The sequence below is a fragment of the Pseudomonas fungipugnans genome, assembly GCF_029955235.1.
In the GTDB taxonomy this organism is placed as follows: domain Bacteria; phylum Pseudomonadota; class Gammaproteobacteria; order Pseudomonadales; family Pseudomonadaceae; genus Aquipseudomonas; species Aquipseudomonas fungipugnans.
In genome coordinates, this window is record NZ_JARBWL010000002.1 from 1,384,003 (window position 1) to 1,396,795 (window position 12,793).

Here is a 12,793-nt window from a genome sequence, read left to right on the forward strand (position 1 = left end):
CCAGGCAGCGTCAGCGCCCGTAAACAAGGGCGCGGGGAGTTTGCCGCAATCGTGTCGGCACGTCACCTGAGCCGATCAGCGCAGGCGCGCAGGGGAGAGCATGCCGGCGTCCAGACCGAAGCGGGTCAGCTGTTCGGGCAGTTCTGCGCCACGTACCAGGGCGGCGCTGGCCTGACCCATGGCCGGCGACGTCTGAATGCCGTAGCCGCCCTGTGCCGCGACCCAGAACAGCCCTGGCACGCGCGGGTCGAAGCCGGACAGCAAATCGCCGTCGCGCACGAAGCTGCGCAGGCCGGCCCAGGTGCGGGTCGGGCGGCGGATGGTCAGGGTGGTGGCTTCTTCGATCTGGTAGATCCCCATGGCGATGTCCAGTTCTTCGGGCTGCACGTCGTGCGGTTCCACCGGGTCGGCGTTGGCCGGTGAGCCGAGGAACATGCCGGCATCGGGCTTCATATAGAAGGATTCGTCGAGGGCCACCAGCATCGGCCAATGATGAGTGTCCACGCCTTCGGGCCCTGCGAAGATGAAGGCGGCCCGACGCTTGGGTTGCAGGCCGATCGAGGCGGCGCCGGCCAGCGCACCGATTTTGTCGGCCCAGGCGCCAGCGGCATTGATGATGATCGGTGCGCTGAAGGTCTGGCCGTTAGTGTGCACTTGCCAGAGGCCATCGCCGTCGCGGGTCAGGCTCAGCACCGTGCTGTCGGTGTGCACCTGGCCGTTGTTGCGGCGGATGCCGCGCAGATAACCCTGATGCAACGCATCGGTGTCGATGTCGCAGGCGGTCGGGTCGTAGATCGCACCGTGGACTTTTTCCCGACGCAGGATCGGCAGCCGCGCGCAGGCTTCGTCTGCGGTGAGCAATTGCATCTGTGGCACCGTGGCTTTGGCACTCAGGTACTGGTTGTTCAGCTCGGCCGGATCACCGGTGAAGTCCACGGTCATTTCGCCACGCGGAGTCAGCAACGGGTGCTCGCAGAACCCGGCGGGCGGGGCGTCGAAAAAGTCACGGCTGGCCTGGGTCAGCGCTCGTACCTGCGGCGTGCCGTAGGCGGCTGTGTACAGCGCGGCGGAGCGTCCGGTGGAGTGATAGGCCGGATGGGATTCACGCTCCAGCACGATCACTTTACCGTGCTGCGACAGCCAGAAACCGGTGGAAGCCCCGGCGATTCCGCCGCCGATGATGATGAAGTCTGCGTGGCTCATGCATGTCTCCGCGAGAGCAAAAATAGTGACGTCCCTGTAGGAGCGAGTGGTGGTGTCAGCGCTGCAGTTGGTAGATCGCGTTAGCCAGCGCAATATCCTCCAGCCCCAGACCAATGGAACGGAAGAACACATGACGCTCATAGTCGGGGCGCTGCACCCGTTCGCTGAGCAACTCCGGCAGGTCGCCGACGATGGCGCGTTTGTCCCAGCCATGCTGTTCACCCGCAATCAGCATCTCGCCTGCCGACCCCGGCGTGGTCTGACGATAGTCGCAGAACACCTGCATGTCGTTGAGGCTGTGCGGCGGTACTTCGTGAGCACGCGGGGCGTTGGTGCTGATGGAGGTGATCAGTGCCGGTTTGCTCAGGCGCGACGGGTCGACGACCGGGCCGGCGGACGAGGTGCACAGCATGATCACGTCAGCGTCCAGCGTGGCTTCATCGCTGGAACCGGCGATCACCAGTCGTGGGTCGAGGCGCTTGAGCTGGGCCAGTGTCTCGGCCGTGGCGTTGCCCAGGCTCGGCGAAAACAGGCTGATGCTCTGCCAGTCCCGCAGGCCTTTCACATGATGCAGGTGCGCCAGGGCGACTTTGCCGCTGCCGATAATGGCCAGGCGTCGAGCTGACTGCGGGGCGAGGGCATCGACCGCCACGGCCGTGGTCGCAGCGGTACGCGCCGTGGTCAGTTCCCCTGCATCGCAGAGCAACAGCGGCTGGCCGGTCTGCATCGACATCAACAGCGTCCACGCCGTTACCAGCGCGCCTTGCTCGCGGACGATGTAGGGCGAGGTCTTGACCCCGTACACGCCATCCTCGGCCAGCACGCCGAGGTAATTGATGAAATCGCCGGCGCCTTGCGGGAATTCCACCCATTGTTGCGCCGGTTGCACGGCGTGCCCGGCCGCCAGATCGCGGAACAGCTTGCGCAGGATCTGCGGCACATCAACCTGGGACAGCCATTCGCGGGCCTGGGCCTGGTTGATCACTTGAGGCGTGCTGGACATAAGCGGCTCCGAAAGCTGAAAGTAAACTAATTTGTCCATTATGGACTTTTAGTTCTGTTGAGCAAGCGCCTGTTGAAAAAAGCAGGACGAAAAAAAAGCGCAGTCCGTTTCCGGCTGCGCCTTTCTCACTGCGACCCGCGTTATGGGCGCTTGCGTTCAACCGCTCGCAACAGATGCGTCGGCGGCGTTTCACAACTGATCTTGCGACCCAGCAGCGCCTCGATGGACGGCAACTGATAGGAGTCGTCTTCACCGGCGAAGCTGATGGACACGCCATCGGCGCCGGCACGCCCGGTACGGCCGATACGGTGCACGTAGTCGTCCGGCACTTCCGGCAGAGTGAAGTTGATCACGTGGCTGATGCCGTCGATGTGAATGCCGCGACCGGCCACATCGGTTGCCACCAGCACGCGGATCTTGCCTTCGCGAAAACCTTCGAGGGTCTTGATGCGCTTGTGCTGCGGCACGTCGCCGGACAGCTGCGCGGCGTTGACGCCATCGCGCACCAGACGCTCTTCGATGCGCCGCACTTCATCCTTGCGGTTGGCAAAAACCATCACCCGCTCCCAACCGTTGTCGTTGACCAGGTTGTAGAGCAGTTTGTATTTGTCGGCACCGGCGACGGCGTAGATGTGCTGCTCGACGTTTTCGCTGGCCACGTTCTGCGCTTCGATCTCGACGATCGACGGCTCGGTGGTCCATTGCTTGGCGAGGTTCATCACGTCTTCGGTGAAGGTCGCGGAGAACAGCAGCGTCTGGCGCTCGTTCTTCGGCGGGGTCTGGCGAATGATCTGACGCACTTGCGGGATGAAACCCATGTCGAGCATCCGGTCGGCTTCGTCCAGCACCATCACTTCGACCATGTCCAGGTGCACGTCGCCGCGCTGGTTGAAGTCCAGCAGGCGGCCAGGGGTGGCCACGAGGATGTCGCAGTGACGGGCTTCGAGGTGTTTGAGCTGCTTGTCGAAGTCCATGCCGCCGACGAACGTCATGACGTTGAGGCCGGTGTACTTGGTCAGGTCAGCGGCGTCCTTGGCGATCTGCACCACCAGCTCACGGGTTGGCGCGATGATCAGCGCCCTTGGCTCGCCCATGTAGCGTTCTTTGGGCGGCGGGGTTTCCAGCAACTGGGTGATGATCGAAATCAGGAAGGCGGCGGTTTTGCCGGTGCCGGTCTGGGCGCGACCGATGGCATCTTTGCCGGCCAGGGTGAAGCCAAGTACTTGTGCCTGGATCGGCGTGCAGTACGGGAAGCCCAGGTCCTGGATGGCGTGCATCAGTTCAGGCGCCAGTTTGAAATCGTGGAAGCGGGTTTTGCCTTCCAGGGGCTCGACGGCGAAGTCTTCGAGTTTCCAGGGAATGACCGGCGCCTTTGGCTTCGGTTCGCGACGCGGTCTTGCAGGTTTCGGTGCTTCGCTGAGCGGTTGCTCTGCAGCGACAGCTTCGACAGGTTGGGTGGCCGGTGTGGTCACGGGCTCGTGTTTCGGTGCCGCGACAGCTGCGGTCCGGCCAGGCTGATGACCGTCGGTGCGGTGGCTGGGGGTGTGAGACGGAGCGCTGGCGACTGGCGCGAGCTGCTCAGTCTCGCTTTTACCGAACATTTTTTTGAGTGCTTTGAGCACGGTCATCTCATCAATTGGTTAAGGAATATACGCCGGCCAGTGTAATGCAAGAATCGGGCGCGGCGTAGCGGGATGATCAAAGGGCTACATAAAGAGCCGCGATTAGCGCAAACGCTCGGCAAGCCAGACGCCGATGTCGTGAATCTCCTCGGGTAACACTTCGTGGCCCATTGGGTATTCCTGCCATGCGACGGTGACACCGCGCTGCTTCAAATGCTCGTAAGCGCTACGGCCCATGGCGTTCTGTACCACGTCGTCGTACTGGCCATGCAGGCTCAGCAGTGGAATGCGTTGCTGACTGGCCGAAAGCTCCAGTTCATCGCTGAAGGTCGGTGCATAGGTAGAGAGGGCAAGTACGCCACCGAGCGGTCCCTGCCATTTCAGGTAAGCGCTGTGCAGCACCACGGCGCCACCTTGGGAAAAACCGGCCAGGAAAATCCGCGAGGCGTCTATTCCGCTGGCTCGCTGCTCTTCGATCAGATCAATGACCATCTGCGCCGACTCTTCCAGCTGCTCGCGATTGATCGCGCGGGCCGGGTTCATGGCCAATATGTCGTACCAGCTCGGCATCTCGTAGCCGCCATTGATGGTCACGGCGCGGGTCGGTGCCTGGGGCAGCACGAAGCGGGTGGTCAGCAGGCTTTCCTGCAGGGCTTCGGCCACCGGCAGGAAGTCGTAGCGGTCGGCGCCCAGGCCGTGCAGCCAGATAACGCAGGCGTCTACGGGCTTGCCGGGCTGAAGAATCAAGGGCTGGGTCATGGCTGCTCCAAATGTGTGCGTGCGCTCTCATTGAGTGCGTGATTCGAGTGCGCGACGGGTTGATCAGTTAAGAAGATGTCGCACGGGTGCAAGTTTTGCTATTGACCAGCCGCTGAATCGCTTGAGCAGTTGGTGTGGTACGGGCTTTGCTATGTGGAAGCTTGTGCAACTCATCTCGCGTCCGGCGGTAACACTATCAGTGTACGGCCGGCGACGGGATAGCAAAAAATCCGGTGATGGATGTTCGCCAGTGGCCGCTACGGGCTTAGCGAACGTGAAAGGGCTACAGCCCGTTCGGCCGATTGGTGAGAAGTGAGTTGTCCATGATGTGGATTTTCTCCTACTAGACTCATAGCTAAGGTCCTGACGTCGGTTGACCCCAAAAAAAGCCAACACGGGTCGACAACGCCTCATAAGGGTGCGACTGGACTCAAGCTCCGACACAACAAGAGCAAAACTGGAGGTTTGAATGAAGATGTTGAAATCCACCCTGGCCATCGTGACTGCTGCAACAGTCCTCGGTGTCAGCGGGTTCGCTCAGGCGGGTGCAACCCTGGATGCAGTGCAGAAGAAAGGTTTCGTACAGTGCGGCGTCAGCGATGGCTTGCCGGGCTTTTCGGTTCCGGACTCCACCGGCAAGATCCTCGGGATCGACGCTGACGTCTGCCGCGCTGTTGCCGCTGCCGTATTCGGCGACGCGACCAAGGTCAAGTTCAGCCAGTTGAACGCCAAGGAGCGCTTCACCGCGCTGCAATCGGGCGAAATCGACGTGCTGTCGCGTAACACCACCATGACCAGCTCCCGTGACGCGGGCATGGGTCTGAAATTCCCTGGCTTCATCACTTATTACGACGGCGTGGGCTTCCTGGCCAACAGCAAGCTGGGCGTGAAAAGTGCCAAGGAACTGGACGGCGCAACCATCTGCATCCAGGCCGGTACCACCACCGAGCTGAACGTGTCCGACTACTTCCGCGCCAACGGCCTGAAGTACACCCCGATCACTTTCGACACCTCCGATGAAAGCGCCAAGTCGCTGGAATCCGGTCGTTGCGACGTACTGACTTCCGACAAGTCGCAGCTGTACGCACAGCGCAGCAAACTGGCTTCGCCAAAAGACTACGTGGTCCTGCCGGAAACCATCTCCAAAGAACCACTGGGCCCGGTCGTGCGTAACGGCGACGACGAGTGGCTGGCGATCGTTCGCTGGGTTGGCTACGCGCTGCTGAACGCAGAAGAAGCCGGCATCACTTCGAAAAACGTGCTTGAAGAAGCCAAGTCGACCAAGAACCCGGACGTTGCTCGTCTGCTGGGCGGCGACGGTGAATACGGCAAGGACCTGAAACTGCCGAAGGACTGGGTCGTCAAGATTGTTTCCCAGGTCGGTAACTACGGCGAAATCTTCGAGAAAAACCTCGGCAAGAGCACTCCGCTGGAAATCGACCGTGGCCTGAACGCGCTGTGGACCAACGGCGGCATTCAATACGCACCACCAGTGCGCTGATGGTTCTATCACCCGGTGGGCCAACCACCGGGTGATGTTCTGTTCCATTATTTCCGGGGCACTCCATGCAAAAATCAATCGGCGCACCAAAGCAGAGGCTCAGCCTCAGCGATCCGCGAGTGCGTGCGTGGCTATTCCAGATCATCACCATTGTCGCGGTCGTCGCGATGGGCTGGTATCTGTTCAACAATACGCAAACCAACCTGCAACACAGGGGTATTACCTCCGGTTTCGGATTTCTGGAGCGCAGTGCCGGGTTCGGCATCGCTCAACACCTGATCGACTACACCGAATCGGACAGCTATGCCCGGGTGTTTGTCATCGGTCTGCTCAACACCTTGCTGGTGACCGTGATCGGCGTGGTGCTGGCGACCATCCTCGGTTTCATCGTCGGCGTGGCACGGCTGTCGCCGAACTGGATCATCAGCAAGCTGGCAACGGTGTACGTGGAAGTTTTCCGCAACATCCCGCCACTGCTGCAAATCCTGTTCTGGTACTTCGCCGTGTTCCTGACCATGCCGGGGCCGCGTGCCAGTCATAACTTCGGCGACACCTTCTTCGTCAGCAGCCGTGGCCTGAACATGCCGGCCGCGCAAATGGCCAATGGATTCTGGGCGTTTGTGATCAGTGTGGCGGTGTCCATCGTCGCCATCGTGCTGATGTGCCGCTGGGCCAACAAGCGTTTCGAAGCCACGGGCGTGCCATTCCACAAGTTCTGGACCGGTCTTGCGATCATCATCGTGATCCCGGCGCTGTGTGCGTTGATCTTCGGCGCACCGCTGCACTGGGAAATGCCCAAGCTGCAAGGCTTCAACTTCGTCGGTGGCTGGGTGCTGATCCCGGAACTGCTGGCGCTGACCCTGGCCCTGACGGTGTACACCGCGGCGTTTATCGCCGAGATCGTGCGTTCGGGCATCAAGTCGGTCAGTCACGGCCAGACCGAAGCGGCGCGTTCGCTGGGCCTGCGCAACGGTCCGACCCTGCGCAAGGTGATCATCCCGCAAGCCCTGCGCGTGATCATCCCGCCGCTGACCAGCCAATACCTCAACCTGGCGAAGAACTCTTCGCTGGCCGCCGGTATCGGTTATCCGGAAATGGTGTCGTTGTTTGCCGGTACGGTGCTGAACCAGACCGGGCAGGCGATCGAGGTCATTGCCATCACCATGAGCGTGTACCTGGCGATCAGCATCAGCATTTCCCTGCTGATGAACTGGTACAACAAGCGCATTGCGCTGATCGAGCGGTGAGGAAACGCGCATGACTACCCATACTTTCAAACCCGACATGCCACCACCGAGCCGCAGTATTGGCGTGGTGGCGTGGATGCGCGCCAACATGTTCTCCAGCTGGATCAACACCCTGCTGACCCTGTTCGCGTTCTACCTGATCTACCTGGTGATTCCACCGCTGCTGCACTGGGCGATCCTGGACGCCAACTGGGTCGGCACCACCCGCGCCGACTGCACCAAGGAAGGCGCCTGCTGGGTGTTCATCCAACAGCGCTTCGGCCAGTTCATGTACGGCTACTACCCGCCCGAGCTGCGCTGGCGCGTGGACCTGACCGTGTGGCTGGCGATCATCGGCGTGGCCCCTTTGTTCATCTCGCGTTTCCCGCGTAAAGCGGTCTACGGGCTGAGCTTCCTGGTGGCGTACCCGATCATTGCCTACTTCCTGCTGCATGGCGGCATCTTCGGCATGACCAACGTGGCGACCAGCCAGTGGGGCGGCCTGATGCTGACCCTGGTCATTGCCACCGTCGGTATTGCCGGTGCGTTGCCGCTGGGGATTGTGCTGGCGCTGGGTCGTCGTTCGAACATGCCGGCGATTCGTGTGGTCTGCGTGACCTTCATCGAGTTCTGGCGCGGCGTGCCGTTGATCACGGTGCTGTTCATGTCCTCGGTGATGCTGCCGCTGTTCCTGCCTGAAGGCATGAACTTCGACAAACTGCTGCGGGCGTTGATCGGCGTGATCCTGTTCCAGTCGGCCTACGTGGCCGAAGTGGTGCGCGGTGGTCTGCAAGCGATCCCCAAAGGTCAGTACGAAGCGGCTGCCGCGATGGGCCTCGGTTACTGGCGCAGCATGGGCCTGGTGATTCTGCCGCAAGCCCTGAAGCTGGTGATTCCGGGCATCGTCAACACCTTCATTGCGCTGTTCAAGGACACGAGCCTGGTGATCATCATCGGTTTGTTCGACCTGCTCAACAGTGTCAAGCAAGCGGCCGCCGACCCGAAATGGCTGGGCATGGCAACCGAAGGTTATGTGTTTGCGGCCCTGGTGTTCTGGATTTTCTGTTTTGGTATGTCCCGCTACTCCATGCATTTGGAACGTAAGCTGGACACTGGCCACAAGCGTTAGGAGTTGACTCATGAGTGAAGCGATCAAACAGCCTGTGAGCCCTGAAGGCATTATTCAGATGCAGGGCGTGAACAAGTGGTACGGCCAGTTCCACGTGTTGAAAGACATCAACCTGAACGTCAAGCAGGGCGAGCGTATCGTCCTGTGCGGCCCGTCGGGTTCCGGCAAATCCACCACCATCCGTTGCCTCAACCGTCTGGAAGAACACCAGCAGGGCCGCATCGTGGTCGATGGCGTGGAGCTGACCAACGACCTCAAGCAGATCGAAGCGATCCGCCGTGAAGTCGGCATGGTGTTCCAGCACTTCAACCTGTTCCCGCACCTGACCATCTTGCAGAACTGCACCCTGGCACCGATGTGGGTGCGCAAGATGCCCAAACGCAAGGCCGAGGAAATTGCCATGCACTACCTGGAGCGCGTACGCATTCCGGAGCAGGCGCATAAATTCCCGGGGCAACTGTCCGGCGGTCAGCAACAGCGTGTGGCGATTGCCCGCGCGCTGTGCATGAAACCGAAAATCATGCTGTTCGACGAACCGACTTCGGCGCTCGACCCCGAGATGGTGAAAGAGGTACTGGATACCATGATCGGCCTGGCCGAAGACGGCATGACCATGCTCTGCGTGACCCACGAAATGGGCTTCGCCCGCACCGTGGCCAACCGCGTGATCTTCATGGACAAGGGCGAAATCGTCGAACAGGCCGCGCCGAACGACTTCTTCGACAACCCGCAGAACGACCGCACCAAACTGTTCCTGAGCCAGATCCTGCATTGATCGACGCCAGGCACTGAAATAAACCCGGACCGTGTTCCGGGTTTATTTTTGCCCGGGATTTAGCCGCCAGACACAAATCCCCCCTGTGGGAGATCCTATGTTGTAGGGCAAGCCCGCTCCACAGGGGGGATGTGTGTTTGTCACTCCATTTGTCGTGCTGCTTCTCCAAAGGTTGCCCTGTCAGACAAAGCTGACTACCATGTCAGAAAATTCATCCTATGATTGGATGAAAGGGCGAATTCCAATGTCAGAAATTTCTCCACTCATCAAGCGTTCCCTGGTTGACCAGGCCCTGGATCAATTACGTCTGCGCATTACCCAAGGTGCATGGGCGGTCGGTGAACGTCTGCCCACCGAGCCTGAGTTGTCCGCCGAACTGGGTATCAGCCGCAACACTGTGCGTGAAGCCATGCGCGTGCTGGCGTTTTCCGGGTTGATTGAAATCCGCCAGGGCGACGGCAGTTATCTGCGTGCCGTGATCGATCCGCTCGACACCATGAAAGCGTTGTCGCGCTGCACCCTCGAACAGGCTCGCGAGACCCGGCACATTCTTGAAGTCGAGGCCATCGGCCTGGCTGCCTTGCGCCGCACCGATGAAGACCTGGTGGCCTTGCGCGAAGCATTGGGCGTCAGTGGCACTCACTACCACGGTGACCTGGAAAGTTTTATTGCCTGCGACCTGGTGTTCCACGGTCGTCTGGTAGACGCCGCCCACAACCCGACGCTCAGCGAGTTGTACCGCTACTTCTCCAGCATCGTCGGCGCACAGTTGCGCAAAACCCTGAACATCACCCCCCGCCGCCAGGAAGTGTTCGACTTGCACATCGAGTTGCTCGATGCCGTCGAACAACGCGACCCGGAACGGGCCAAAGCCCTGTCGAGGCAGTTGATCAATGAACCTTGAAACCGAGAAAACCATGTCCAGCCCGAACAGTATTCAACCCAAACGCACGGCGGAGCTCGAAGAGCTGTTGATCGATGCCGAGGCCGATGATGAAGTCGTCCAGCAAAGTCATCCGCTGCTCAAGCGCCCGTGGCTGTTGCTGCTGGGTTTGATCCTGGTGGCACTGAACCTGCGGCCGGCGCTGTCGAGCATGGCGCCGATGCTCAGCGAGGTGTCGAAATCCCTTGGCCTGTCGGCGGCGCAGGCCGGTTTGCTGACGACGCTGCCGGTGCTGTGCCTCGGTCTGTTCGCACCGCTGGCGCCGATCCTGGCCCGGCGTTTCGGCGCCGAGCGGGTGGTGCTGGGGATTCTCCTGACCCTGGCCGGCGGGATCATCCTGCGCAGTTCGTTCGGTGAGGTCGGTCTGTTTGCAGGCAGCGTGCTGGCCGGTGCGAGCATCGGTGTGATCGGCGTGTTGCTGCCGGGTATCGTCAAGCGCGACTTCGCCAAACACGCCGGGACCATGACCGGTGTCTACACCATGGCGTTGTGTCTGGGCGCGGCGATGGCGGCGGGGGCGACCGTGCCGTTGAGCGAACATTTCGATCACAGCTGGACCATGGGGCTGGGCATCTGGATCGTGCCGGCGCTGGTGGCGGCGATGTTCTGGTTGCCGCAAGTCGGCCAGAAACACGGCGCGCACAACGTGGCCTATCGGGTGCGCGGTCTGCTGCGAGATCCTCTGGCCTGGCAAGTGACGCTGTACATGGGGCTGCAATCGTCCCTGGCGTACATCGTCTTCGGCTGGTTGCCGTCCATCCTCATCGGCCGTGGCCTGACGCCGACGCAAGCGGGGCTGGTGCTGTCGGGCTCGGTGATCGTGCAGTTGGCCAGTTCCCTGGCCGCACCGTGGCTGGCGACCCGTGGCAAGGATCAGCGGCTGGCGATTGTGGTGGTCATGCTGCTGACCCTCGGTGGTCTGTTTGGCTGCCTTTATGCGCCGCTCGACGGCCTATGGGGCTGGGCGATTCTGTTGGGTCTGGGGCAGGGCGGTACGTTCAGCCTGGCGCTGACCCTGATCGTGCTGCGCTCACGGGACTCGCATGTTGCGGCCAATCTGTCGAGCATGGCCCAGGGCTTCGGTTACACCCTGGCATCGATGGGGCCGTTCGCGGTCGGCGTGGTGCATGACTGGACCGGTGGCTGGAACGCCGTGGGCTGGATCTTCGGTGTGATCGGCCTGGGCGCGATTATCGCGGGCCTTGGGGCGGGACGTTCGTTGTACGTTCAGGTGGTCAGCGAAAAGCTTTAGGTTTCAATCTCCAGGCTCGCGCTCGTGGCACCGATGCCGGTGCCACGAGCGCAGACTCAGCGAATTACAGGTACGTCATCTCAAGGGTTGCCGAGCCATCAATGGGCACTTCATTGCTCAGGTCCAGTCCGTCCGCCCGAGCGATAGACGTGCCGATCAGCAGATCCAGCGTCAGGTTCTGAGCGGCAATCGGTTGGCTGACGTTATCCATGGCAGCCACTGACATGTATTAAGTGGGCCACCAGAACAGATTGTGCTGCCAGTCCGTTTTCCCGTCCGGGGACCTGATTGCCGCGACTTCTACGCCATCGGCAACAGCATTCATCATCACAATGTTGTAGCCCCCCAGTTTCTGGCTGCCGTTGATCAGCCCCAGGCCGAAGTACAGGCTGCCTGCCTGCGAGGCCGTTCCCGCGCGATTGTCCGTGGCGAGCAGGGCGAAAGGGATGGCAGAGTCGCAACTCACTTGCAGCGTCAGCGTGTGATCCGGCAGAGGCGTCGAGCCGGTTTGCCGCAGGTCCTTTGCCGCAATCCTGTCAAAATCGACCACGCCGCCGCCGGACAGGTTCGGCAAACAAGCCGCCGGGGTAATGGCGCCGTTGACCGCCAGGTCGACCGTAGACGCCGCGAGAGCCTGGGGCATGGCAGCGATCAGCACAGCCGTGGACAGGACCGCAAAACAGTACTTCATTCGGGTGTTTCCTTAATGTTGTGGTTACAGGTATTTGATGTGCAGGCTGCCTGAGCCATCGATGCGCACGTCACTGCTCAGGTCCAGGTTTTTCAGGGCGGCGAGCACCACCTCGATGTTCAACAAGCTGTTTAGATCCTGGATCGCTGAAGGGCCTGCGGTGCTGCCTTCGATATCGGTGAAGCCCAGGTAGCTGCGTGAACCGATATCGATCGGTCGCAGGTTGGAGGTGCGCCAGGCGGCGCCGCCGGTGGTGGATTCGGTGCCATAGATTTGCGGCAGGCTGTCGGCCACGGTGAGCTTCGGGTCGAAGCTCACCGAAAACAGGCCGACCTTGTTGCCTTTGTTGTCGAAGCCCAGCCCGTAGTAAATCTCGCTGTTGACGTTCGCCGAGCCGTCGCGGTTGTCTGTCATGAGCAGGACGAAACGGGTGGGGCCGTTACAGCTGATGCCAAGGCTCAACTGGCGCAGTTGCAGCCTCGTGCCGGTCTCGATGTTCAGGTCCTGATGCGAGATCCTGCCCAGGTCGACCACGCCGCCGCCGGACAGGGTCGGGACGCAGGCCAGTGGCGTAATGCGGCCCTGGACGGTCAACTCGACGGAAGATGCCGCCTGTGCCAACGGCAGGGTCAGCAAGCCGACCACACTGGAAAATGCAATGCCATAAAGGTTCATCAGTGGTTCCTCGA

The 12,793-nt window shown here is 61.1% G+C and carries 13 protein-coding genes; 6 read left to right on the top strand and 7 right to left on the bottom strand.

What is annotated here, in order from left to right; all coding sequences use genetic code 11:
• Positions 1–75: 75 nt before the first annotated feature.
• The 4 genes from POF45_RS21090 to POF45_RS21105 all read right to left on the bottom strand — a co-directional run bounded on the left by POF45_RS21090 (position 76) and on the right by POF45_RS21105 (position 4,587).
• Positions 76–1,203 (bottom strand): NAD(P)/FAD-dependent oxidoreductase, encoded by a 1,128-nt coding sequence (locus tag POF45_RS21090; RefSeq protein WP_282316642.1) that lies wholly within the window; start codon positions 1,201–1,203, stop codon positions 76–78.
• Positions 1,204–1,258: 55 nt separating this feature from the next.
• The gene (locus POF45_RS21095; RefSeq protein ID WP_282316643.1) at positions 1,259–2,206 is read right to left on the bottom strand and encodes an ornithine cyclodeaminase family protein; all 948 of its coding nucleotides are present in this window, start codon (positions 2,204–2,206) and stop codon (positions 1,259–1,261) included.
• A 140-nt stretch (positions 2,207–2,346) separates the two neighbouring features.
• On the bottom strand, positions 2,347–3,834 hold the full coding sequence (rhlB, locus tag POF45_RS21100) for an ATP-dependent RNA helicase RhlB (protein WP_259499587.1): 1,488 nt from the start codon (positions 3,832–3,834) through the stop codon (positions 2,347–2,349).
• Between the two features lie 96 nt (positions 3,835–3,930).
• Positions 3,931–4,587, bottom strand: coding sequence for an alpha/beta hydrolase (locus tag POF45_RS21105; protein ID WP_259499590.1), 657 nt, complete (start codon positions 4,585–4,587; stop codon positions 3,931–3,933).
• A gap of 469 nt (positions 4,588–5,056) precedes the next feature.
• Here POF45_RS21105 and POF45_RS21110 point away from each other — a divergent pair, with 469 nt between their 5' ends.
• The 6 genes from POF45_RS21110 (at position 5,057) to POF45_RS21135 (ending at position 11,413) form a co-directional block, all read left to right on the top strand.
• Complete coding sequence (locus POF45_RS21110; RefSeq protein WP_259499592.1) at positions 5,057–6,088, top strand: amino acid ABC transporter substrate-binding protein; 1,032 nt, start codon at positions 5,057–5,059, stop codon at positions 6,086–6,088.
• A gap of 65 nt (positions 6,089–6,153) precedes the next feature.
• Positions 6,154–7,335 (top strand): amino acid ABC transporter permease, encoded by a 1,182-nt coding sequence (locus POF45_RS21115; RefSeq protein ID WP_259499594.1) that lies wholly within the window; start codon positions 6,154–6,156, stop codon positions 7,333–7,335.
• A 10-nt stretch (positions 7,336–7,345) separates the two neighbouring features.
• Entirely contained in the window at positions 7,346–8,443 is a 1,098-nt protein-coding gene (locus POF45_RS21120) for an amino acid ABC transporter permease (RefSeq protein WP_259499596.1), read from the top strand.
• A gap of 10 nt (positions 8,444–8,453) precedes the next feature.
• Positions 8,454–9,218 (top strand): amino acid ABC transporter ATP-binding protein, encoded by a 765-nt coding sequence (locus POF45_RS21125; protein ID WP_003171943.1) that lies wholly within the window; start codon positions 8,454–8,456, stop codon positions 9,216–9,218.
• Positions 9,219–9,462: 244 nt separating this feature from the next.
• Positions 9,463–10,122, top strand: coding sequence for a FadR/GntR family transcriptional regulator (locus POF45_RS21130; RefSeq protein ID WP_282316645.1), 660 nt, complete (start codon positions 9,463–9,465; stop codon positions 10,120–10,122).
• On the top strand, positions 10,112–11,413 hold the full coding sequence (locus tag POF45_RS21135) for a CynX/NimT family MFS transporter (RefSeq protein WP_259499614.1): 1,302 nt from the start codon (positions 10,112–10,114) through the stop codon (positions 11,411–11,413). The genes POF45_RS21130 and POF45_RS21135 overlap by 11 nt, the downstream gene beginning before the upstream one ends.
• 64 nt (positions 11,414–11,477) lie before the next feature.
• On the opposite strand, the gene POF45_RS21140 is transcribed toward POF45_RS21135, so the two are convergent.
• Genes POF45_RS21140 through POF45_RS21150 form a run of 3 tightly spaced genes read right to left on the bottom strand, consistent with a single transcriptional unit; the run spans position 11,478 to position 12,779 of the window.
• Positions 11,478–11,624, bottom strand: coding sequence for a hypothetical protein (locus POF45_RS21140; protein ID WP_282316646.1), 147 nt, complete (start codon positions 11,622–11,624; stop codon positions 11,478–11,480).
• An 18-nt stretch (positions 11,625–11,642) separates the two neighbouring features.
• Positions 11,643–12,104, bottom strand: a complete 462-nt coding sequence (locus POF45_RS21145) for a DUF1120 domain-containing protein (protein ID WP_282316647.1) — start codon at positions 12,102–12,104, stop codon at positions 11,643–11,645.
• A 24-nt stretch (positions 12,105–12,128) separates the two neighbouring features.
• Positions 12,129–12,779 (bottom strand): DUF1120 domain-containing protein, encoded by a 651-nt coding sequence (locus tag POF45_RS21150; protein ID WP_282316648.1) that lies wholly within the window; start codon positions 12,777–12,779, stop codon positions 12,129–12,131.
• Between the last annotated feature and the right edge of the window lie 14 nt (positions 12,780–12,793).